We start from the raw sequence: 22,688 nt of genomic DNA on the forward strand, positions 1-22,688 counted from the left end.
AAAGTTGTCGTATGATAACTTTCTATTATTTTTTAAATGATATTAAAGGAGAGAAAAAGTGGTAAATTTAGTATGTGAGGCTATTCTTCCGGATTGTCCGATGAAGGATGTGGAAGAAATTGAAAAAAGTATAATGACAATCTATAAAAAGAGTATATGGGCAAAATTTTTGAAGGCAATTAGTGATTTTGATATGATACAGGATGGGGACAAGATTGCGATTGGAGTTTCTGGCGGAAAAGACAGTTTGCTTTTAGTAAAGCTGTTTCAGGAATTGAAGAAAGACAAACGGAAAAATTTTGAATTTAAGGCAGTTAGCTTAAATCCTGGTTTTAGAAATTCTGATTTGGATAATTTTAAAAATAATTTGGATAAGTTAAATATTGACTGTGAGATTATTAATACGAATATTTGGGAAATTGCAAATGAAAAGGCAAAGGACTATCCGTGCTTTTTATGTGCTAAAATGCGACGTGGAATTTTGTATACGCAAGTAGAGGAACTTGGATTTAATAAATTGACGCTTGGTCATCATTTTGATGATGTAATTGAAACAACTCTTATAAACATGCTTTATGCAGGAACAATGAAGACAATGACTCCAAAAGTTCCATCAACTTCTGGAAAATTAGAACTAATTCGACCATTAATCTATGTAAAGGAAGCTGACATAATTGATTACACAAAAACAAACGGAATCCGTGCGATGAACTGCGGATGTACAATCGAAGCTGGAAAAACTTCAAGTAAACGTAGGGAAGTAAAAAATTTATTAGCCGAACTTGAAGAAAAAAATCCAGGAGTAAAGCAAAGTGTATTTAATTCAATGAAAAATATAAATCTGGATTATGTTTTTGGATATACAGGCGGTAAGGAAACTGAATAAATAAAGAAATTGTTATATTTAATTGTTGTAACTGATAGCTTTAAAGAAAAAAATATAACTTTATAATATCGTGGCATCAAATATTTAGAGTAGTCATAGACTGCTCTTTTTATATATAGTTTTTTAGTCAGAAGTCGAAAAATTGATTGTATATATAGGGAGAATAAGGTATAATTAAAAAAGAAACATAAAAATAAAAGTTTAGGAGTGAATTTTATGAAAAAAAATTTCGATCAAAAATGGTGGCATAAATCAGTAGTTTATCAAATTTATCCAAAGAGCTTTAATGATACGACTGGAAGTGGAGAAGGAGATATAAGGGGAATTATTGAGAAACTTGATTATTTGAAGGAACTTGGAGTGGAAGTAATCTGGATTACTCCAATGTATAAATCTCCACAAAATGACAATGGATATGATATAAGTGATTATTATGACATTGATCCTAATTACGGGACAATGGCAGATTTTGAGGAAATGCTGACAGAAGCACATAAAAGAAATTTAAAAATAGTTATGGATATTGTTGTAAATCACTCTTCTACTGAAAATGAATGGTTTAAAAAGTCTGAAGCAGGAGATCCTGAATATAAGGATTTTTACATATGGAAAGATGCAGTTGATGGAAAAGAGCCTACAAACTGGCAATCAAAATTTGGAGGAAATGCCTGGCAATATTCAGAAAAAAGAGGACAGTATTACCTTCACTTGTTTGATGTTACGCAAGCTGATTTAAACTGGGAAAATGAAAATGTAAGAAAAAAGGTATATGAAATGATAAAATTATGGCTGAATAAAGGCGTGGATGGATTTAGGCTGGATGTTATAAATCTTATATCAAAGGATCAGAGATTTTTAAGTGATGATGGAAGTGATACAAGATTTTTTCCTGACGGAAGAAGATTTTATACAGACGGACCTAGAATTCACGAATTTTTGAAGGAAATGAATAAAGAAGCCTTTGGAGGAGGAGAGCTTATTACGGTTGGAGAAATGTCTTCTACAAGCCTTGATAACTGTATCAGATATTCAAATCCTGATGAAAAGGAATTATCAATGGCATTTTCATTCCATCATTTAAAAGTAGATTATCCAAATGGGGAAAAATGGGTAAAAGCACCGTTTAACTTTGTAGAGTTAAAAAAAATATTGTCTAAATGGCAAATTGGAATGTATGAAGGAAATGGATGGAATGCGACTTTCTGGAATAATCACGATCAGCCAAGAGCATTGTCAAGATTTGGAAATGATAAGGAATATCATAATGAGTCGGCTAAAATGCTTGCCACAGTTCTTCATGGATTACAGGGAACACCTTACATTTATCAAGGGGAAGAATTTGGAATGACAAATCCATATTTTGATGAGATTAGTAAATATCGTGATATAGAATCAACCAATAATTACAAAATTTTATTGGATAAAGGACATTCTGAAAAAGAAGCTATTGAAATTTTAATGCAAAAATCAAGAGATAATTCCAGAACGCCTGTTCAATGGAATGATTCTGAAAATGCAGGATTTACAACTGGAACTCCATGGATTGGAGTGCCTGAAAATTATAAAAAAATTAATGCTGAAGCGGCTTTAAAAGATAAAAATTCAATATTCTATCATTACAAAAAATTAATTGATTTAAGAAGAAATGAAGAATTAATGATAACAGGAAAATATGAAGACATTGATTTGAAAAACCAAAGTGTTTATGCCTACAAACGTGTTGGAGAAAATGGAGAATTAGTTGTAATCAGTAATTTCTATGAACCTGAAGTGGAATTCGAATTGGAAAGAAATGGAGTTACAGGACTGGAAAATGCTCAAGTTTTATTATCAAACTATGAAACGGCGCCTGAAATCAAAGATGGAAAAATTATTTTAAAGCCTTATGAAGCGATTATTTTTAAAAAATAATAAAAATAAAGTTTGCTGCTAAATAAATTTTTTATATTTGAACTTATTTAGTAGTATTTTAAATAAAAAGAAAAGAAGGAAATAAAAATGAAAACAGAAATTATATGCGTTGGAACAGAATTATTAGTCGGAGATATTGTGAATACAAATGCACAGTATATTTCAGCAAAACTTACAAATATTGGGATTGACTTGTATTATCAGACTACCGTTGGGGATAATTATGGAAGGCTTATGGAGTGTATCGAAAATGCTTTTAAAAGGGTTGATTTAGTAATTACTACTGGAGGTCTTGGACCTACAATTGATGATATTACAAAGGAAGTTGTAGCTGATTATTTTGGAGAAGAGTTAGAAGTAATTGAGAAATACTATGACTTTATTGTAAAAAAATACAATGAAAGAGGTTTTGGAGAAGTAGCTTCTGGTGGGATAAAAGAAGCTTCAATTTTAAAAAATTCAAAATTACTTGATAACGAAGTTGGGCTTGCACCAGGATTTTTTTATGAAAAAGATAATAAAAAAATAATAGTATTGCCAGGACCTCCTAGAGAAATGGCTTGGATGGTAGATAATCAAGTTCTACCACTTTTAAAGCAATATTCAAATGATATTTTACTAATGAAAACTCTTGAAATAAGGGGAGTTCCAGAAGGGAAAATTGATGACAGGCTAAAAGATTATTTTGAAATGTCAAATCCAACTGTTGCTCCATATGCGAAAGATGGTTGTGTTCATGTAAGAATTGCCATGAAAGGTGATAGAGGGAGTACAGATTATTTGATTGCTGAAATTGATAAGATTTTGAATGAAATTATGGAAATCTATCCTCAAGCGTCAGAAATTAAAGAAAAGTGATAAATTCGTAAAATAGGTTATTATTGATTTTATTAAAGAACTTCTATAGGTAATTTAATTAATAGTAGAAGAAATTAATAAAATTGAGTTAATCTATTTTTTATTGTATTCATTTATTCTATTATTTAAAAGATTTGTAAAAATTTATAAAAAATGGTATAATTAAAGAAATTTTAAGAAGGTATTTTGAGTAAGTAATTGTAAAGTTTTTTATAGGGAAAATAATAAAAGATTTTACTATTATTTGCTCCCTTCTTAAAAAAAGAAATTTTAGGAGGAAAAATGTTTGAAGAGAAAATTTATGGTTTTAATTTAGGAAACCAGAAAATTAAAATAAGTACAGGGAAAATTGCACGTCAAGCTGGGGGATCTGTTGTTGTTCAATGTGGAGGAACTGTGCTTTTGGTTACAGCGACTAGAAGTAAGGATGTTAGGGAAGGGCAAGATTTTTTCCCTTTAACAGTTGATTATATCGAAAAATTTTATGCATCTGGAAAATTTCCAGGCGGGTTTATAAAAAGGGAAACTAAGCCAGGAACTGATGAAATTTTGATTTCAAGATTGATTGACAGACCAATTAGACCTTTATTTCCAGAAGGATTTTTGAATGCAGTACACATTGTAGTTACAGTGCTTTCGTATGATGAAGTGAATTATCCTGAAAATCTTGCTACAATTGGAGTTTCTACTGCTTTAGGATTATCAGATATTCCATTTGCAGGAACTGTGGCTGGAGTTACAGTTGGGTACATTAATGGAGAATACATCTTAAATCCAACAGGAGAGCAATTATTAGAAAGTGAAATTCAATTATCTGTTGCAGGAACAAAAGACGCTGTAACAATGGTAGAAGCTGGAGCTAAGGAAGTTTCTGAGGAAGTTATGCTGGAAGCAATTATGTTTGGGCATGAAAGAATTAAGGAAATTTGTGCTGAACAGGATAAATTCCTTGCACAATTTGAAATTCAGAAATATGAATTTGAGAAAAAAGAAGTAGATCCTGAAATTAAGGAATTTATTGACAGTTTTGAAAATGAAGTTGAAAAAGCAATAATGACTCCAGGAAAACTTGAAAAATATGAAGCAATTGACAATTTGGAAATAGAGCTTTTTGAAAAATATGTTGAAAAGCTTGAAAATGAAGATAAGGAAATTGATGACACTCTTGAAAAAGAATTTAAAAAATATTATAGAGATGTAGAAAAAAGACTTGTCAGGGATGCTATTTTGTATAAACAATACCGTGCTGACGGACGTCAAACTACTGAAATCCGTCCAATTGATGTAGAAATTGATACGCTTCCAGTACCTCATGGATCTGCATTGTTCACACGTGGGGAAACACAGGCATTAGTTGTTGCAACACTTGGAAGTAAGGAAGATGAGCAAATTATTGACGGAATGGAAGATGAAACACGTAAAAAATTCTTCTTGCACTATAACTTCCCGCCATATTCAGTTGGAGAAGCAGGATTTATGAGAGCTCCTGGAAGACGTGAACTAGGACATGGGAATTTGGCTGAAAGAGCGTTAAAATATGTTATGCCAGATACAGAAAAATTCCCGTATACAGTAAGACTTATTTCTGAAATTACAGAATCAAATGGTTCATCATCACAGGCTTCAATTTGTGGAGGGTCTCTTGCGTTAATGGCAGCTGGAGTACCAATAAAATCTACAGTTGCAGGAATTGCTATGGGTCTTATAAAAGAAGGAGATACATTTACAGTACTTACGGATATTCAAGGGCTTGAAGATCATCTTGGAGATATGGACTTTAAAGTTGCAGGTACGAAAAATGGAATTACTGCAATTCAAATGGATATAAAAATTGAAGGAATTACAAGAGAAATAATGGAAATTGCTTTAAGACAGGCATTAGAAGGAAGATTATTCATCATTGATAAAATGGAAGCAGTAATTAGTGAGCCAAGAGCTCAGGTTGCTGAAAATGCGCCAAAAATTGAGATTATTAAGATTAATCCTGATAAAATTGCTGGACTTATCGGTCCAGGTGGAAAAGTTATTAGAGCAATTATTGATGAAACTGGAGTTTCGATAGACATTGAAGACGACGGAACCGTTTCGATTTTCGGAAAAGAATCTGAAAATATGAAAAAAGCTTTAGAACTTGTTAAAAGACAAACTCAGTCAGTTGAGTTAAATGAAATTTATGATGGAAAAGTTACAAAACTGATGAAATTTGGTGCATTTGTAGAAGTATTGCCAGGGAAAGAAGGACTTTTACATATTTCTGAAATTAGCAATAAGAGAGTGGAAAAGACTGAAGATGCATTAAAAGAAGGACAAAATGTCAGAGTCAAAGTAATTTCAATGGAAAGCGAAGATAAATTTAACTTGAGCATGAAGGCATTGCAGCAATAGGATTATATTATAATTACAAAGGAGCGTGAAAGGTATGAAAATGAATTTACCTAATAAATTAGCCATATTAAGAATAATTCTAGTTATACCATTTGTCATTTTTTTAAGTTTAGCTCTGGAAGTTTCAGATAATACAGCAGTTTCTATGACAATGAGAGTATTTGCAGCGATTATCTTTGTAGGAGCGTCTATAACAGATTATTATGATGGGAAAATTGCAAGAAAATATAACTTGATTACAAATTTAGGAAAACTGCTAGATCCTTTAGCAGATAAAATTCTTGTTATTTCGGCTTTAGTAACACTTGCAAAATTTAGTCAGATTAGCCTATGGTTTGTAATAGTTATAATATTTAGAGAATTAATGATAACAGGACTTCGTTCAATTGTAGCGGCTGAAGGGGTTGTTATTGCAGCAGAAAGTCTTGGAAAGTGGAAGACTGCTACTCAGATGATAGCACTTACACTAATAATTTTAATACCTTTCAGTTTTACAATAAATAACATTTTATTACTTACTCCACTGATATTAACAGTAGTTTCAGGAGTTGAATATGTTATAAAATGTAAAAATGTTCTAAATAAATAAAATAATAACCTTTTTAAATTTTTTGGAGGTGTGATTTTGGATAATGTTATAGCAGTGATATTAAAGCTGTTTGATTTATATGCTCTTCTTATTTTAATAAATATTTTAGGAACTTGGATTGACCCATATAATCAAGTAGGACTTTTTCAATGGGTAAGAAAAGTTACAGAGCCATATTTACGGATGTTTAAAATAATAATTCCGATAGGAAGTATGAATCTTGATATTTCGGCAATGCTAGGATTAATGATTTTGGAATTGATAAAAGAAATTTTTGTAAGAACTGTTTTACTAGGTTCATTTTAAATATAAAGACATTAAAATTTTACTCATTTAATAAATAGAATTTAGAAAAACTAAGATAAAAAAAAATGAGAATATTATTTTTTCTAAGAAAAAAGGAGTAAAATAACTAGCATTATAAAGATTTTAAAATCTAAAAAATATAAATTTTATGAAAGAGGAGACTTTAAAAGTATGAAATTAAAAAGACTTTTGACTACATCTTTTATGGCGGCAGCACTTACAGCAACAGCTGCAGTTTCAAAAGATACAGATATTTTACATGATAAGCATATTGTTCAAAATACGAACATTACAGGAGATATGTATAGTGCACAAAATGCATTTGCAGCAGTTTATGAAAAAGCAAAAGACTCAATTGTAAATATTAGAACAAAGAAAACGATTGTAGTAGAAACATATAATCCACTTGAAGCATTTTTATTCGGTACATCTGGGAGAAGACAGCAAAGACGTGAATCAGGAAGTTTGGGTTCAGGATTTATAATTTCAAGTGATGGATATATGATGACAAATAATCACGTTATTGACGGAGCAGATGAAATTTATGTAAAATTATCTGATGGGCATGAATATTTGGCAAAATTAGTTGGAACATCACCAGAAGTGGATATTGCAATTTTAAAAGTAAACACAAACAGAACTTTCAAACCGCTTAAATTTGCAAATTCAGATAATATCAAAATTGGACATTGGGCGATTGCATTTGGTAATCCATTAGGATTGAACAGCTCGATGACAGTTGGAGTAGTTGGAGCTTCTGGAAGAAGTTCGCTTGGAATTGAACAAGTTGAAAACTTTATTCAGACAGATGCTTCTATTAACCAGGGAAACAGTGGTGGACCACTTCTTAATATTAATGGAGATGTTATTGGTGTAAATACTGCCATTTATTCTCCAAATGGTGGAAGTGTTGGATTAAGTTTTGCAATTCCATCAAACTTGGCTGAAAATGTAAGAGATTCAATTATAAAAAAAGGAAGATATGAACGTCCATATGTTGGAATTTCTGTATTAGACTTATCGCCTGAATTGAAGAAAGCAAGAAAAATTTCTTATTCAACAGGTATTTTAGTTCAACAAGTTTATCCAAATTCTCCAGCAGCAAAATATGGATTAAAAGTTAATGACTTAATTCTTGAAATTAACGGAAAACCTGTAACGTCAGCAGGAGCGTTTATTGGTGAGCTTGCAGCTAAGAAAATAGGAGAAACAGTTAATCTGAAAGTATATTCAAACGGAGCAGAAAAAAATATTTCAATGAAGTTAGAATCATTTAATTATCAAAAACAGCAGCAAAGAAGATAAAAATAATTAAGTTATAAAAAAAGTAGGCTTTCTCAAATATTTTGAGTTAGCCTTTTTTCTTTAAAGTTATTTGTTTTTAAAATCGATTTTCAGTGGGTGTTAGCCGTGTCTACTTGAGATATCATTGGACAACAGATGTTATTGCTAGTGTCATTATTTCATATTTTATTGCAAAATTTGTGTATAAAAAAATTAACTTCCAGCAGTATAAAGTTCAAATGTATACTAAAAAAGATATTAAAATGGAAAAATCAAGAAGAAAAAGAGATAATTTAGGGATAGTTTCTTATCAGACCAAATAATAAAAAATTAAATTTTTATAGTATCTAGAACAGGGAGAAAATTTTATTCTCCTTTTTTTTTATCTATTTTTCCATTGTCATTTTGCAATTTATGAGATATAATAAAATTGATGTTTCTTGAAAGGAGTTACACCAGTGAGTAAATATAAGGAAGTTTACAATGATATAAAGGAAAAGATTACAAATGGGACATTTAAGGCAAGAGAATTTTTAAAAAGCGAATCTGAACTTGCACGTAAATATTCATATTCAAAAGATACGATAAGAAAAGCCTTGTCAATGCTTGAACTGGATGGATATATTCAGAAAATTAAAGGAAAAAATTCGATGGTTCTTGAGAATGGAAGATTTAAAAATAGCCTGTCAAATTTACGTACTTCAAAGGAACTGAATCAAATTGAAAATATTAATATAAAAACCAATCTCATTGATTTGAGACTCATTCAGGGAGACTCTGAACTTATGAGAATTTTTGAAGTATCTGAAGAAGCTTTGTTTTATAGGGTTTTACGTACAAGAGTTTTGGATGGGGAAGCGCTTGAATATGAAAAGACTTACTTTGATAAGCGAATTGTACCATTTTTAGATAAAAAAATTGCAGAAAGTTCAATTTACGATTATCTTGAAAAAAAATTACATCTAAAAATATCCCATTCACGACGAGATATAAAATTTAGATATGCTACTGAAGATGAAAAAAAACATATGGATTTAAAAGACTTTAATCTAGTTGTCGTAATTGAAAGCCATACTTATCTTTCTAATGGAACATTGTTTCAGTATGGCGTAAATTTATATAGGCCAGATAAATTCGTTTTTTCAACAGTGGCAAAAAGATAGGCAAGGTGAAAATTTGTGAGAATTTTAGTAATTGAAGATGAAAAGAATCTGAATGATATAATTGTAAAAAAGCTAGTATCGGAAAAATATTGTGTAGATAGCTGTTTTAATGGAAATGATGCACTGGAATATATTTTTTCTGTTGAATATGATGTTATTATTTCTGATATTATGCTTCCTGGGATAGATGGATTTGAAATTTTAAGAAGAATAAGGGAGAAAGAAATAAAAACACCTGTTTTACTATTGACTGCAAGAGATGGAATAGAGGACAGGGTAAAGGGGCTTGACTATGGAGCTGACGATTATTTAGTAAAACCATTTGCTTTTGATGAACTGATGGCAAGAATAAGAGTGCTTTTAAGAAGAAATCCGTCAAGCAGTAATTCAAATGCAAGCAATATATTCTCAATTGCAAATTTAACAGTAAATTGCAATTCTCACGATGTTTTTCGAGATAAAACGCCGATAAAGCTGTCAACTAGAGAATTTACAATTTTGGAATATATGATTAGAAATAAAGAGCGTGTGCTTTCAAGGGAACAAATTGAGCAGCATATATGGAATTATGACTATGAAGGCGGTACAAACGTGATAGATGTCTATATCAGATATTTAAGAAGAAAAATTGACAAGGATTTTGAACCTAAACTAATTCATACAATTCGTGGAGTCGGCTATGTATTAAAGGCTGAATAGGTTTTAAATCTTAAATAAAAAGGAATAAAAATAAACAATGAAAAGATTTTTTAATAATAGTTCAATAAAGTTAAAAATTGGTTTATGGTACATGGGAATTATGATTTTGCTTGTATTTTCATCACTGGCTATAGTTTTTTATATCAGTGAAAATATTATTCATTCGAGTGTACGAACTTATCTAAAAGATGTAGTAATTCATAGGCTTGATTATTTAACTATAAAAAATGGAGAAATTATAATTGACAGCAACTTTGATACAATGATTCAGAATGTGGAAATTGCCATTTATGACAAGGATTTCAAATTCCTTTATGGAAATTCACCAAATGGTTTTGAGATGGACAATAGGAAGTCAAAGGATGATAAAATTATGATTATTAGAAGCAATAATCAGAAATGGTATGTCTATAATAAGAAAATTGAACTTGGAAATTATGGAAAAGTATGGATTAGAGGAGTAATGCCTAATATTGGGCAATCAAGTGCCATTGAAACAGTTATTCAGATTTCCTTTGTAATTTTGCCATTTTTTCTTATACTTTCAGCAATTGGAGGCTACATTATTACAAAAAATGCCTTTACGCCAATTGAAAAGATTAGAAGAATTGCAGAAAAAATTAACGAAGGAAACGACTTGTCACAGCGAATAAATCTTGGAAAAGGTGATGATGAGCTTCACACACTTGCAAATACTTTTGATGTAATGTTCGATAGGCTTCAGACATCTTTTGAAAATGAAATTCAGTTTACTTCGGATGTTTCACATGAATTAAGAACACCGATTACAGTAATTTTGACACAGGCGGAGTACGGGAAAGACTCAATAAGTTCAGTCGAAGATGCACAAAAATCCTTTGGAATTATTGAAAAAGAAGGACAAAAAATGTCAAAACTAGTCTCACAATTATTAACTTTGGCGAGAATGGAACGAGGAAGACAAAAACTGAATATTGAAAACATCAATTTGAGTGAATTGCTAGAAATGATTATTGAAACTCAGACTTTAAGTGCAAAGACTAAAAATATAAAATTTGTTACAAAAATAATGCCTGAAATTTATGCAAATATTGATGAGATGATGATTATGAGAGTTTTTACAAATCTGATTTCAAATGCAATTTCGTATGGAAAACAGAACGGAACAGTTACAGTTGAATTATTTCTTCAAAAAAATAGGATTGTCAGTAAAATTTCAGATGATGGAATAGGCATTTCGGAAGACAAGCTGGATAAGATATGGCTAAGATTTTATCAAGTAGATCCGTCTAAAAATGGAGATAATTCAGGACTTGGACTTTCTATGGTAAAAAAAATTATAGAACTTCATAAAGGAGAGATTTTTGTAGAAAGTGAACTTGGGAAAGGTACAACTTTTACAATAATTTTATAAAATCTGAAAGAATTAAAAAAATTTACATTCTAAAATACCGATGAATAGCGAATAATATACAAAACTGAAAAAAATTTTTTAAAAAATTAAAAGTTCTCATTTTTCTTTAATGTTTATATGATACTATTATTTTGTAAGAGAGTGTGATACTTTTATAGCTCAACTTTAGTATCAAACTTATCTTACTCAAGTAGAAATAGTGCTTTAGATGGAATAATTTAAGTTTTTGTGTGAAAAAATGAAAAAATTATGTAGAACTATGAAGGAAGGAGAAATGTTAACAAATATTTATTTAAATTTTATTTTAGTAATTGTATATTATGAAGAAAAAAGTGGTAAATATTAGATACGTAAACATATTATTTAGAAAGAAAGGGATGATAGACTGTGAAATCTAGATTTTTGAAGATGATATTAGTCGGAATATTATTAATCAATTTTCAAAGTTTTTCAGGTGTAAAGGAAAGAAAAAAAATCACTGGAATTAAAGCAAAACAAATAGCCTTAACTAAAGTCCCAGGAGCAACATTTGCAAACGTTCTTGAATTTGATTCAGAGAGTGATAAATCATATAAAGGACAGATTAGTTATAGAGGTGTTGTATACAATTTCGAAATAGATGTTTACACAGGGAAAATAATAAATTGGAGTGAAGAAAATAATAAATAAAAAAAGAGTTTATGGAGAAAATGATATGATAAAAATAAAAAAAATAGGATGTTTTAATTATGCAATTACTTTAGTAACATTTCTTCTTTCTATCAATTTTTTGGTAAAAGGAAATAATATTGAATACAAGACAGAAGTGAAATTAACCCCGAAAGTGAATATAAAAACTTCTGATACACAAATTACACCAAATAAAGCAAAATCAATTGCGTTAGGACACGCTGGAGTTTCAGAGACAGCAGCTAATTTTAAAAAAATAAAATTAGATAACAAAAATGGAAAGGCTGTTTATGAAATAGAATTTATTGCGAATAATTCCAGATATGAACTCAGCATTGATGCTGGAAATGGTTCGGTTATAAAATTTGAAAAAAGATAAAATAAAACAAAGACTATATGGAAAATAAAAAATAATCTATATAGTCTTTTTATAATATTTAAATTTTATGGTGTTTTGTACTATTTACTATTTAAATAGTAAAAATCAGAAAATTCATGAAACTAAAGCTTTTTTTACAAAATTATATTATTTAACCTATGGAGCTATTAAAAATCTTTTAATTAAATATAGTTATTAATTATCCATCTTAAGAACTTTTGTAATTTTAGTTTAAAAATATTATGATTAATAAATATTTTTTCTATTTTTTATTCAATTTTTTGTAATGTAAGGGCATCAAACGCCATGCCCTTACAACCCCGCTTAACGCAAAACTTTCTTATAAAGAAAAAATAAAACTCGCTTCGTAAAACTATGCTCAGACAGTTATTTTTCCTTTAACGAAATTTTGCTTATTTAATATTTTCCAAATACAAAAGCCTAAAATTTAAATATAATAATCTTTATAATTTAGTATAGAATGTCGTGATTTTTTTGAAATGAAAACGACTAAACACATTTATGTGTTTCTTTCGCCAAAATCTTTATAACAAATATATTTTATAGAGTTATTCTAATCTTTATTTGCGAAAGTGAGCGTTAGCGAGTTTCGTTTTCGTAGTACTTCAAGTTTATCCAAATAATAAATGTTTAGACTACTTTCCCAAATAAAATTTGGAAATATTTCAAAAAAATGCTTAGACGAGCCAGGGTTAGTGTATAGCACTTTCGCCATTCTCTTTAATATATCCTTATTTAAATATGTTAGAATAACTATTGTTGCGAAATGAAGGGAAATGGCGATTGATTTCCCTTGCCTTATAAAAAGAAAAAATATAAGATTATGAAAAAATATTTATTAACAATAAGCAATTTTTTTTAATCTGAATAAAAATCCCTTATACGAATACTTAAAAATTAATTATATGATTTGATCGCTATTTTTTAAAAATGGGATTTAGTATTAAATTATAAGATAGAGTTATTATAGGTTCTTTTTTTCAAGGTTAAATAGTTTATCAGTTAAATAAGAGATAATTTTTTCGAAAAGAGCTTTATATTAATCTTATTCTAGTTGTAAATTACATCATTCCAAGATAGGCAGCACCTAAAATTCCTGCATCATTTCCAAGAGTTGCTGTAACAATTTTTAGATTTTCTAAAATTGATGGGAATGCTACATCTTTTAGTTTTTCTTTTACACGGTCAAATAGGAAATCTCCAGCAAGAGCAACTCCTCCACCTACAACAACAATTTCAGGATCTAGTATGCTAAGCAGATTTCCAATTCCTAATGCTAATTTTTCCGCTTCATAATCAACAATGTCAATTGAAAATTCATCACCTTTTCTAGCAGCATCAAATACATCCTTTGCTTCTAAATCTCTACCTTTTGTCATTTCATAAAGCAGGTTTTGTTTATTTACCGCAAGACGGCTTTTTGCTTCACGGATTATTCCAGTAGCAGAAGCGTATGCTTCCCAGCATCCTTTTTGTCCACATCCGCATAGTTTTCCATTTGGTTCAATTTTAATGTGTCCAACTTCTCCTCCAGCTCCGTGTTCTCCGCTTACAAGTTTTCCATCAACAATAATTCCGCCACCAATTCCAGTTCCAACAGCAAGACCTAGTACATTTTTATATCCTTGAGCAGCACCTTTCCACATTTCTCCAAGTGTAATAACATTAACGTCATTATCAACTTTTACTGGTTTACCAAGATTTTTTTCAAATTCCAATGCCAAATCCATCCCATGTTTCCAAGGGAAATTTGCCCAAAACTTAACAACTCTGGAATTTAACACGGGTCCTGGTACTCCAACACCAACTGAGACAACATTATCAAAATTAACATTAGTTCCTTCAATTTGAGTAATAAGAATTTTTGACAATCTTTGAATTGTTTCAGAAAAACCTTCCATTGAATCAGTTTTTACGATGGTTGTAAAAATGATATTCCCTTTTTCATCAACAAGTCCAATTTTTGTATTAGTTCCTCCCAAATCGATTCCTACATAATATTTCATATTTCCTCCTAAGTACAGTTATTTATATAACACATAGCAAAACATCTTTAAAATTAATTATTATATCAATATAAGTTTACCTTATTTCTTATATTTTTTCAATATTTTACAAAAATTTTTTTTAATGATATAATGTAAATATGTTTTTTAAAGAAAAAGGATATGTTTGATAATCTAATTTTTAAATTGAATACTTGTGGATAGATAATGGTATTTTAAAAGAATATAAAACAAAATTAAGTTATTGGACAAATTTAATAATATAAATTATGGAGGTTTTTATGAGAAGCTTATCGGGAATACAGCCCAGCGGAATTTTACATATTGGAAATTATTTTGGTGCCATTAAGCAGTTTGTAGAGTTGCAAGATGAATATGAAGGTTTTTATTTTTTGGCAAATTATCATGCTTTGACGTCTTCACCAAAAGGAGAGGATTTGAAGGCTAATACAATTGGTGTAATTTTGGACTATTTGGCTTTGGGGCTGAATCCTGAGAAGTCAACACTGTTTTTACAGTCAGATGTGCCTGAACATGCTGAATTATCTTGGATTTTATCGAACATTGCTCCAATGGGGCTACTAGAAAGAGCTCATTCATACAAGGACAAAGTTGCGAAGGGAATTAAGCCAAATGTCGGGCTTTTTACATATCCAATACTTATGGCAGCTGATATTTTAATGTATTCGCCAGATATTGTGCCTGTTGGAAAGGATCAGAAACAGCATTTGGAAATGACTCGTGATATTGCAACTAAATTTAATGAAACTTACGGCAAAGAAGTGTTTAAATTGCCAAAAGAAAAAATCGTTGAAAATGTAGCAACTGTGCCAGGAACAGATGGTGATAAAATGAGCAAGTCCTATGGAAATGTAATAAATATGTTTGGTTCAAAAAAAGCCTTGAAAAAACAAATAATGAGCATTGTAACCGATTCAACGCCTTTAGAAGAACCAAAAGACCCTGATAACAACATTACAAAATTATATGCTCTTTTTGCAACAGAAACGGAAGTAGAAGCGCTGAAGGAAAAATTCAGGGCTGGAAACTTTGGATACGGACACGCTAAAAATGAATTGTTTGATAAATTCATGGATTATTTTTCTCCATTCCAGAAAAAAAGAGAAGAACTGGAAAATAATATGGACTATGTATATGGAATTTTGCGAGAAGGTGCAAACAAGGCTAGAAGCATTGCGACTGCGAAGATGGATGAAGTTAGAGATATAGTGGGACTTTTGAAGAAAAATTATTAAAAAATTAGCGTTGAAAAAATGGCAGTGGCATTTAGTAAAAATTTTATTATGATATTTATAAAAAAAATAATTCGAAGTAGGAATAAATGAAGAAAACAATAAATTAAAAGAATAATATAAAAAAGGATTTTTTTTATTTTATTTATAATTTATATACTTCATTTAGTATTTATAATTTATTCAAATAATAAAACATTAGTCATAGATAATAAAATATTTCAGTTTGTATACATGTTTAAAATATACGGGTGGATACTTGATTTTCCAATAATTTATTATTTTGTAAAAACTTATAAAAAATATGAATATTTTAAAACGAACAAAAAATTGAATTCAAAAGACTTTAGTATATATTTTGCACTAGCTTTTTATGTAAGTAATCTTTCCAATTTATTGATTATATCAATGTTTAAATTTAAAGGACGAACGCCTTTAATAAATGAGCCTTTGTATATAGATGTAATAATGGCAGTATTTGTAGCACCAATATTGGAAGAAATTGTATTTCGTGGAGTTATAATGAATAATTTGAGAAAATATGGGATTAGAGCAGCAATAATTATTAATTCGCTTCTTTTTGGGCTATCTCATTATAACATAGAGATGATTATTCCAGCATTTTTAGCGGGAATCATCTTTTCTTATGTTGCGTGCAAATATTCAATAAAATATTCTATTTTAATACATTTTCTGTTAAATGCGATAACAAAAATATTACAAGTTATAATACTTTCAAAAATTGAAATATTCATGGTGGTATTTGGTTTGTTTTTGCTGTTTTTAATTATCTTTTTATTAATATTTTTTATAATTGGACTGGCAAAAGGAAGATATAAGGAGATATTTTTGGTTTTAAAATTAAATGTTGAAGATAGGAAGAAATTAGCTGAGTTTGTGAAAAATAATTTTCTGTATTTGCTGATAATATTTGCGATTGTGGTTTCTAATTTTTTCTTTAATTATAGAATATTTTGATAAAGCAAAGTTTGGAGTTTCTGTTTAAGGAAACTCCTGTTAAGATTTAAATTGTATTTTATTTATTTGATAGTTATGATACCGTTATTAAAAATTTTCTGTGAAAACTTAAAAATACTGATAATAGTGCAGAAAATTATACACTTTCTTTTTTGCTTTGGTTCTCTTGTTTTTTTCTCCAATTTCTAATAGCTAATCCCACTATTAAATAAAGAATTGTCGGAATTATACCTACTGAAAGTGAAAAAAGAAACGCCTGATTTTTTTCTACAGATACAATTCCTAAAAGAAGCAGCGGATTTATCACTGCATCTTCCATAGTATGCATAATAACTAATGGCCACATAGATTTAGTAACTCTAAAAATTTCCGTATACATCACCGTCCAACATGTTACTACTATTGTTCCAATAAGGAAAAAAGTCAATCTTCCAACCGGTAAAGTGTTTTGTATTTCACTTTCGGACAAAAATATCATAATATAAGGCAAGTGCCAAATCCACCAGATAAATCCGATAAGTAAGTACAATTTCAAATCAGATAATTTTAATTTTAATAATTGATTTGTAAGATAAGCTCTCCAAACTGATTCTTCAAATATGTTTTTTATAAATTGAATGGCAATTTGTGCAGATAAAATCCCAATATAGGCTGCAATTCCAATACTTACATTGGAAAATTTGACACCTTTCGTTATTAATCCCGTTAATATAACAATTAAAGTAACAGTAGGATATATCAAAAAGCCAATCAAATATAACTTTTTATTATTTTTAAAATTAATAGAAAATGCTGAATTTTTCCACCCGTCTTCTCCAAAGGTACGAAGAAGAATTGTACAAATTAATGGAGATACTAACCAGATAAGCATTCCAAAAGGTTCTTTCCCTGCCATTGTTCCAACATTTTCATAATGGGCTTGACCGAACAATTTATCAACAAGATATCCTATCCAACCACAAGCAGTACTAAAAATCGTAAAAATAATTATGTTTCGTTTAACCCTATTTGTATCATTCATCTTATCTCACCTTTCTTTCTATATTCTTTTCTTCAATTTTTTAAACCATTCTATGTTAAAAGCAGTAATATCAATTCCATAATCTAAAGTAGCCACTGTAAATTTACTGATTTCTTTAATGTTTTCAGATATATCATTTCCTTTATTTAGATTTCTAATTCTCTCCTGATATTCTGTATCTATAAGTAAATAGTTTTTAAGTGCTGCTCTTTCATCTTCGATATGTATTGATTCCCTTAATTTTTTTAGTGCCGTATATTCCTCCTCTAAAGAATGAATGATTTTATCAATCAGATTTTTTTGTTCATTTTCTGAAATATATCCCATAAAAAGAAGTTTTCCAATATCTAAATTTTTTGTCTTTGAGATATCAATAGGAACCTTTATCCATTCTATCAATGTTTTTTGTCCAATATCAGTTATTGCGTATCTTTTTTTATTTACTCCTTTTTCAACAAGCTCTTCAAAAGTAACCATTTCCAACATAAGCAATTTTTTGAGAGCTGCCTGAATGCTCCCGAGGCTATCGCTGCACATAGATTTAAAATTATTCCTGATAACATTTCGAAGCTCATATGCGGTCATTCTATGTAACATTAAAATTCCTAAAATTATTTTATCCATAATATACCTCCTTATCTATATCTTATAGTAACATACCTTTTAGGTATTGTAAAGAATTTATTTTATAATTTTCAGTATTTCATTTTTTCCATTTTTATCATTTTATCTTCATTATTATTAAAGTACAAAGTAATTTTCCAAATTTATTGCTCCTAAGAAAATAATAATAGAATTAAAAAAGACAACCTTTAGGCTGTCTTTAAACAATGACACTTTACGATTTTTTAAATATTCTATTTTTTCAAAGTTTTAGCAAACAATTTTCCATTTTTTACATAATGGTCAGCATTTTTTTGAATATGTTCTATTTCTTCGTCAGTTAATTTTCTCACTATTTTAGCAGGACTTCCTAAAATAAGAACACCTTTTTCATAAGGAATTTTATGAGTAACTAAAGAACCTGCACCTATAAGACAGTTAGGAGCGATTTTTGTTCCGTTTAAAACAGTGCTTCCCATTCCTACTATCACATTATCTCCTATTTCACAGCTATGAAGTATCACATTATGACTTACAGTAACATTTTCTCCTACAATACAGGGAAGTCCAAAATCAGTATGCAATGTCGAATTATCCTGAACATTGCTATTTTTCCCTATAGTTATTTTCTCCACATCTCCTCTTAGTACCGCACCAAACCATATATTTACCCCGTCATTCAGTTCAACATTTCCTATAACATCAGCACTTTCAGCAATAAACACTTCTCCCAATATTTTAGGTTTTATCCCGTCCAATTCATAAATCATCTGATACACTCTCCTAACTACATATCTTTCTTTTTTAAGTACTTCTTATAAACCTTCTTAAATTCCAAATCTTCATCAATATTTTCTAACTTTTTTTCAAACAAATCCATTCTATTCTTCATAGTTTTCTCAATTGAGTGAAACTGCCTATATTCATCAATTTTAGCGTGATTGCCACTTCGTAATACTTCTGGAACAGTATAGCCATCAATTTCTACAGGTCTTGTATATTGGGGGAATCCAAGTAGTCCGTTGTAAAATGAATCTGTTTCAAAAGATTCTTTTTTTATTACACCTTCCTTTATACGAATAACAGAGTCCATAATTACAAGGGAAGGCAAGTCGCCACTGCTTAGGACATAATCTCCAATGGAAATTTCTTCATCTACAAATTTATCAATTACTCTTTGGTCAAGACCTTCGTAACGTCCTGAAATAAGTACAATTTCATCTTTTTCTGAAAGTTCAGTAACTTTTTTGTGAGTCAGTTGTTTTCCTTGTGGGGATAAAAAGATTACATAAGGCTTTTTTGAATTTTCATTATTTTCGTTATTGTAAAACTCGTAGTTTTCGTAAAAGAAGTTCCAGTAGGCTTCTGGTTTTAAAACCATTCCAGCGCCACCACCAAAAGGGATGTCATCCATCTGGCTGTGTTTATTTCTAGCATAGTCCCTTATGTTTATAATATTAAAATCGATAATATCTTTTTCTGTTGCTCTTTTTAGTATCGTTTGGGATAAATATTGTTCAAATAATTCAGGAAATAGTGTGAGTACGTTAAATTTCATTAATTTTACCTCTTGTTTATTTTCAAATTATATCTATTCTCTCATTCCGTCAATCAGGCTTACTTCGATTCTGTTATTTGGAAAGTCTATTTTTGTTACAAATTCATCAATTAATGGAACCATAATTTCTTTTTTTGTATTAATATCTTCTATAATTAAGATGTTATGTGCTGCAGTTTCCATTACATCAATAATTTCTCCAATTTTTTCATTTTCAGAAAATACTTCTATTCCAAATAAGTCTTTTACATAAAAATCATCTTCATTTCTTTCAGGGAGCAAATCACGGCGTATTTTGACCTTATAGCCATTCAGCTCTTTTGCAGCATCGATATTTTCAATTCCTTCAAAGTCTAAAATTGCTTTTTTGTCATTTAGCCTTTTTACGTTTTTTACGACAAGTAATTTCTTTTTGTCATTTTTTTCAAGAAGAACACGCTCATTTTCGATAAGTTCGATATTTTCAAAAATTGAGGTAATTTTAACGCTTCCACGTAAATGATGTGTTCCGACAATTGTTCCTATATTTACTAAGTTCTCCATTATTTATTATTGCTTCTCTCTTTCTTGAATTTTTTTAAATTTCTTTTTTTAATTTTGTAAATTTTCTGCTATCCTCAGCAATTATTTTTAAGTCAGCTAAGCTAATTCCATCAAAGTTAGCTGCAACTGCTGAAATTATTCCTTCCACTAATGGGGCATCTGCAATTTTTGCTTCAACTTGCCCTTCCAGCTCTTTTATTGCCTTAGCTGCATTAAATACAGAACTTCCCATATCTACGAAAACAAGTACTCCAGCACCGCTGTCAGCACGGATTATTGCTTCCTTGACATTTTCGACATTTGTTCCGTAAACTTCTCTGCTTGCATTTCCACCATTTTCCAATGCAAAGTTTTCCTGCTTAAATACTTTTACAAAATTAATAATTTCCTGTGCAAGCGTGTTACTGTGGCTAACTACCACGATTCCTACTAAGTTATGATTATTTTCTTTCATTTTTTATTTATGTCCTTTCATATTATGGTTATATTTTTAGTTTTCCCCAAGTAATCTGTCTAAAATTATTGAAACAGCACTTCTGACACACAAATGATTATATCTGGTATTCCCACGGATTGGCTCCAGAATTTTATAGGATAAATCCATGATTTCATTTGTAAGGCCCCATCCTGTTCCAAATAAAATTAAATATGGAGTATCATCTTCAATGATTTCCTTTCCTAAATCAGCATATCCAACAGTATTTGGGAAAATTTTTGCTGAAGTTGTAATAATTTTTGGTTTTTTTCCTTCAATTTTTTCAATTGTTTCTATAGCACTTTGGACAGAATCTTCAAGTTCTGTATTTTCAAAGGCTTCATTTCTATTTTTGTTAAATTCTATCCCATTTCCTTCAGTCCAGTAGCCAATAATTCTGCCAGTCAGCTCTTTCTGGGCATCAACTGGAGTTATAATGAAATATTTTTTAATATCGTAAGTTCTGCAAGTCCTAGAAATATCGTGTATATCAAAGTTTGTGACAGAAGTTGCCACAATATCGTTATTTCTGTTATAAACAGGGTAGTGGACAAGCCCCACATATATGTTATCTCTCATTTTGATATTCCTTTCAGTTTTTTATTTATTTCGTCTCTGCCTGTAGCCACGTATCTGTTCATTTTGCTCCTTATAAGCTAAAGCCATAATAAATAGCAGTACAGTTTGTACCCAAAAAATTGCAAAATCGGTAAAATTGTGTACTACAATTCCAGCAATTAGAGCAATTTTTAATACATTATTTCTGTCATTTCTCAAAATATCATACAAGTAGCGTAAAAATACAGCAAATAATGCTATTGTTCCAATTAGTCCGTAACTTAAAAGCAGTTCTACAAGAGCGTTATGTGAATGTGGATACACATAATTGGTAAATTTGTAGTAAAAAAAGTTTCCGTGTCCATACAGGATATTGGTTTTTTTAAAAATTCTAAACGCCATATCAATAATTTCAACTCTTAGCCAGAAATATTCTATTAACGTACTTTCACGCAAGAATGGGAAAACGCCTGAAACTACTCCCAAAATATATGATAAAAGAATTAAAATACATCCAGCGAAATATCTTCTTCGTAAAAAGTAGAAAAATAATGTAAATATTCCTAAAACAACTGCAATCAACGAAGATCTTGAACCAGTAAGCAGTATTGTCAGAATATTCATTAAAAATACAGCAAAATTAATTTTTGATTTTTTTTCAAAAGTAAAATATAAATTTATAATTGCCGACATCATCATAATGCTTCCTAAATAATTCGGATTAAAGTACGCAAAGTATCCAATTCTGTTATGTGTGAATAAAAATTCTCCTAACCCAACTAAAAGTGAAATTCCTGAAAATTTTGCCATCCATTCCAAATTATTTTTTTTGAATTCCACATCAACAATTAACGTATAATAACGCCCAACTACAATACATAAAAATATGGGAATTGCCATTAGACCTAAAATATTTTTATAAAAGGCGGAAGTTATAAGTGAAAATCCCAAAACAATTCCCACGATAATGAGCGACTTGTCCTTAAATATTTTTTTATATTCTCCAGTTATAAATATATTTATTAATATTAGAATGCTAAATAAGATAACTAAAGCATAATGTATAAAAATTGAAGCACCTAAAAGTAAATATAATTTTTCCAGATACTTCTGATTTTTTGTATCCAAGTTTCCTCCTTATAATTATAAT

General features: G+C 29.7%; 24 protein-coding genes. 15 read left to right on the top strand and 9 right to left on the bottom strand.

The features are described from left to right. Window positions 1-58: 58 nt before the first annotated feature. The 13 genes from ACEG17_RS01075 (at window position 59) to ACEG17_RS01135 (ending at window position 12,522) form a co-directional block, all read left to right on the top strand. Window positions 59-886 (top strand): tRNA lysidine(34) synthetase, encoded by an 828-nt coding sequence (locus tag ACEG17_RS01075; protein ID WP_372582222.1) that lies wholly within the window; start codon window positions 59-61, stop codon window positions 884-886. A gap of 216 nt (window positions 887-1,102) precedes the next feature. Further along, window positions 1,103-2,797: an alpha,alpha-phosphotrehalase gene (treC, locus tag ACEG17_RS01080; RefSeq protein WP_372582223.1), complete on the top strand. Its 1,695-nt coding sequence runs from the start codon at window positions 1,103-1,105 to the stop codon at window positions 2,795-2,797. A gap of 87 nt (window positions 2,798-2,884) precedes the next feature. Further along, window positions 2,885-3,655, top strand: a complete 771-nt coding sequence (locus ACEG17_RS01085; RefSeq protein ID WP_372582224.1) for a molybdopterin-binding protein — start codon at window positions 2,885-2,887, stop codon at window positions 3,653-3,655. Window positions 3,656-3,937: 282 nt separating this feature from the next. Further along, the gene (pnp, locus tag ACEG17_RS01090) at window positions 3,938-6,040 is read left to right on the top strand and encodes a polyribonucleotide nucleotidyltransferase (protein ID WP_372582225.1); all 2,103 of its coding nucleotides are present in this window, start codon (window positions 3,938-3,940) and stop codon (window positions 6,038-6,040) included. Window positions 6,041-6,080: 40 nt separating this feature from the next. After that, window positions 6,081-6,629 carry a CDP-diacylglycerol--glycerol-3-phosphate 3-phosphatidyltransferase gene (gene pgsA, locus ACEG17_RS01095; protein ID WP_372582299.1) on the top strand — a complete coding sequence of 183 codons (549 nt, stop codon included), beginning with the start codon at window positions 6,081-6,083 and terminating at the stop codon, window positions 6,627-6,629. A gap of 36 nt (window positions 6,630-6,665) precedes the next feature. Then, a complete protein-coding gene (locus tag ACEG17_RS01100; RefSeq protein WP_372582226.1) occupies window positions 6,666-6,935 on the top strand; it encodes a YggT family protein in 270 nt (89 codons plus the stop codon). 171 nt (window positions 6,936-7,106) lie between these two features. Continuing rightward, window positions 7,107-8,240, top strand: coding sequence for a S1C family serine protease (locus ACEG17_RS01105; protein WP_372582227.1), 1,134 nt, complete (start codon window positions 7,107-7,109; stop codon window positions 8,238-8,240). A 92-nt stretch (window positions 8,241-8,332) separates the two neighbouring features. After that, window positions 8,333-8,542 (top strand): phosphatase PAP2 family protein, encoded by a 210-nt coding sequence (locus ACEG17_RS01110; RefSeq protein ID WP_372582228.1) that lies wholly within the window; start codon window positions 8,333-8,335, stop codon window positions 8,540-8,542. A gap of 135 nt (window positions 8,543-8,677) precedes the next feature. Continuing rightward, window positions 8,678-9,382, top strand: coding sequence for a UTRA domain-containing protein (locus ACEG17_RS01115; RefSeq protein ID WP_299573846.1), 705 nt, complete (start codon window positions 8,678-8,680; stop codon window positions 9,380-9,382). A 15-nt stretch (window positions 9,383-9,397) separates the two neighbouring features. Beyond that, complete coding sequence (locus ACEG17_RS01120; protein ID WP_372582229.1) at window positions 9,398-10,081, top strand: response regulator transcription factor; 684 nt, start codon at window positions 9,398-9,400, stop codon at window positions 10,079-10,081. A gap of 37 nt (window positions 10,082-10,118) precedes the next feature. Next, window positions 10,119-11,474 (top strand): sensor histidine kinase, encoded by a 1,356-nt coding sequence (locus tag ACEG17_RS01125; protein WP_372582230.1) that lies wholly within the window; start codon window positions 10,119-10,121, stop codon window positions 11,472-11,474. Between the two features lie 387 nt (window positions 11,475-11,861). Further along, window positions 11,862-12,143 (top strand): PepSY domain-containing protein, encoded by a 282-nt coding sequence (locus ACEG17_RS01130; protein ID WP_147005436.1) that lies wholly within the window; start codon window positions 11,862-11,864, stop codon window positions 12,141-12,143. A 25-nt stretch (window positions 12,144-12,168) separates the two neighbouring features. Further along, window positions 12,169-12,522 carry a PepSY domain-containing protein gene (locus ACEG17_RS01135; protein ID WP_147005439.1) on the top strand — a complete coding sequence of 118 codons (354 nt, stop codon included), beginning with the start codon at window positions 12,169-12,171 and terminating at the stop codon, window positions 12,520-12,522. A gap of 1,082 nt (window positions 12,523-13,604) precedes the next feature. Here the strand turns inward: ACEG17_RS01135 and ACEG17_RS01140 are convergent. After that, window positions 13,605-14,549 (bottom strand): ROK family protein, encoded by a 945-nt coding sequence (locus ACEG17_RS01140; RefSeq protein WP_147005440.1) that lies wholly within the window; start codon window positions 14,547-14,549, stop codon window positions 13,605-13,607. A gap of 281 nt (window positions 14,550-14,830) precedes the next feature. On the opposite strand from ACEG17_RS01140, the gene trpS reads away from it, so the two are divergent. After that, window positions 14,831-15,805 (top strand): tryptophan--tRNA ligase, encoded by a 975-nt coding sequence (gene trpS, locus ACEG17_RS01145; RefSeq protein ID WP_372582231.1) that lies wholly within the window; start codon window positions 14,831-14,833, stop codon window positions 15,803-15,805. A gap of 405 nt (window positions 15,806-16,210) precedes the next feature. Continuing rightward, entirely contained in the window at window positions 16,211-16,780 is a 570-nt protein-coding gene (locus ACEG17_RS01150; protein ID WP_372582232.1) for a CPBP family intramembrane glutamic endopeptidase, read from the top strand. A gap of 136 nt (window positions 16,781-16,916) precedes the next feature. On the opposite strand, the gene ACEG17_RS01155 is transcribed toward ACEG17_RS01150, so the two are convergent. The 8 genes from ACEG17_RS01155 to ACEG17_RS01190 all read right to left on the bottom strand — a co-directional run bounded on the left by ACEG17_RS01155 (window position 16,917) and on the right by ACEG17_RS01190 (window position 22,666). Further along, window positions 16,917-17,801: a CPBP family glutamic-type intramembrane protease gene (locus tag ACEG17_RS01155; protein WP_372582233.1), complete on the bottom strand. Its 885-nt coding sequence runs from the start codon at window positions 17,799-17,801 to the stop codon at window positions 16,917-16,919. Between the two features lie 18 nt (window positions 17,802-17,819). Continuing rightward, the gene (locus ACEG17_RS01160) at window positions 17,820-18,425 is read right to left on the bottom strand and encodes a PadR family transcriptional regulator (protein WP_372582234.1); all 606 of its coding nucleotides are present in this window, start codon (window positions 18,423-18,425) and stop codon (window positions 17,820-17,822) included. 233 nt (window positions 18,426-18,658) lie between these two features. Beyond that, window positions 18,659-19,174 (bottom strand): gamma carbonic anhydrase family protein, encoded by a 516-nt coding sequence (locus tag ACEG17_RS01165; RefSeq protein ID WP_372582235.1) that lies wholly within the window; start codon window positions 19,172-19,174, stop codon window positions 18,659-18,661. A 17-nt stretch (window positions 19,175-19,191) separates the two neighbouring features. Then, window positions 19,192-19,962 carry a tRNA (guanosine(37)-N1)-methyltransferase TrmD gene (gene trmD, locus ACEG17_RS01170; protein WP_372582236.1) on the bottom strand — a complete coding sequence of 257 codons (771 nt, stop codon included), beginning with the start codon at window positions 19,960-19,962 and terminating at the stop codon, window positions 19,192-19,194. 33 nt (window positions 19,963-19,995) lie between these two features. Then, window positions 19,996-20,505, bottom strand: coding sequence for a ribosome maturation factor RimM (gene rimM, locus ACEG17_RS01175; protein WP_021743793.1), 510 nt, complete (start codon window positions 20,503-20,505; stop codon window positions 19,996-19,998). Between the two features lie 34 nt (window positions 20,506-20,539). Further along, window positions 20,540-20,959: a PTS-dependent dihydroxyacetone kinase phosphotransferase subunit DhaM gene (locus ACEG17_RS01180; RefSeq protein ID WP_372582237.1), complete on the bottom strand. Its 420-nt coding sequence runs from the start codon at window positions 20,957-20,959 to the stop codon at window positions 20,540-20,542. 36 nt (window positions 20,960-20,995) lie between these two features. Continuing rightward, the gene (locus ACEG17_RS01185) at window positions 20,996-21,559 is read right to left on the bottom strand and encodes an RNA methyltransferase (RefSeq protein ID WP_372582238.1); all 564 of its coding nucleotides are present in this window, start codon (window positions 21,557-21,559) and stop codon (window positions 20,996-20,998) included. Between the two features lie 21 nt (window positions 21,560-21,580). Next, window positions 21,581-22,666 (bottom strand): O-antigen ligase family protein, encoded by a 1,086-nt coding sequence (locus tag ACEG17_RS01190; RefSeq protein WP_372582239.1) that lies wholly within the window; start codon window positions 22,664-22,666, stop codon window positions 21,581-21,583. Window positions 22,667-22,688 lie beyond the last annotated feature (22 nt).

This window comes from Leptotrichia hongkongensis, from assembly GCF_041538065.1.
Taxonomy (GTDB): Bacteria; Fusobacteriota; Fusobacteriia; order Fusobacteriales; family Leptotrichiaceae; genus Leptotrichia; species Leptotrichia hongkongensis.

Bases quoted from the DNA above. Each gene is read 5' to 3' on its own strand.
- pnp (WP_372582225.1), top strand. From the start codon at position 3,938: ATGTTTGAAGAGAAAATTTATGGTTTTAATTTAGGAAACCAGAAAATT.
- trpS (WP_372582231.1), top strand. From the start codon at position 14,831: ATGAGAAGCTTATCGGGAATACAGCCCAGCGGAATTTTACATATTGGA.
- ACEG17_RS01155 (WP_372582233.1), bottom strand. From the start codon at position 17,801: ATGAATGATACAAATAGGGTTAAACGAAACATAATTATTTTTACGATT.
- ACEG17_RS01150 (WP_372582232.1), top strand. From the start codon at position 16,211: ATGTTTAAATTTAAAGGACGAACGCCTTTAATAAATGAGCCTTTGTAT.
- rimM (WP_021743793.1), bottom strand. From the start codon at position 20,505: ATGGAGAACTTAGTAAATATAGGAACAATTGTCGGAACACATCATTTA.
- treC (WP_372582223.1), top strand. From the start codon at position 1,103: ATGAAAAAAAATTTCGATCAAAAATGGTGGCATAAATCAGTAGTTTAT.
- ACEG17_RS01165 (WP_372582235.1), bottom strand. From the start codon at position 19,174: ATGATTTATGAATTGGACGGGATAAAACCTAAAATATTGGGAGAAGTG.
- ACEG17_RS01140 (WP_147005440.1), bottom strand. From the start codon at position 14,549: ATGAAATATTATGTAGGAATCGATTTGGGAGGAACTAATACAAAAATT.
- ACEG17_RS01135 (WP_147005439.1), top strand. From the start codon at position 12,169: ATGATAAAAATAAAAAAAATAGGATGTTTTAATTATGCAATTACTTTA.
- ACEG17_RS01180 (WP_372582237.1), bottom strand. From the start codon at position 20,959: ATGAAAGAAAATAATCATAACTTAGTAGGAATCGTGGTAGTTAGCCAC.
- ACEG17_RS01085 (WP_372582224.1), top strand. From the start codon at position 2,885: ATGAAAACAGAAATTATATGCGTTGGAACAGAATTATTAGTCGGAGAT.
- ACEG17_RS01160 (WP_372582234.1), bottom strand. From the start codon at position 18,425: ATGGATAAAATAATTTTAGGAATTTTAATGTTACATAGAATGACCGCA.
- ACEG17_RS01125 (WP_372582230.1), top strand. From the start codon at position 10,119: ATGAAAAGATTTTTTAATAATAGTTCAATAAAGTTAAAAATTGGTTTA.
- ACEG17_RS01105 (WP_372582227.1), top strand. From the start codon at position 7,107: ATGAAATTAAAAAGACTTTTGACTACATCTTTTATGGCGGCAGCACTT.
- trmD (WP_372582236.1), bottom strand. From the start codon at position 19,962: ATGAAATTTAACGTACTCACACTATTTCCTGAATTATTTGAACAATAT.
- pgsA (WP_372582299.1), top strand. From the start codon at position 6,081: ATGAATTTACCTAATAAATTAGCCATATTAAGAATAATTCTAGTTATA.
- ACEG17_RS01185 (WP_372582238.1), bottom strand. From the start codon at position 21,559: ATGAGAGATAACATATATGTGGGGCTTGTCCACTACCCTGTTTATAAC.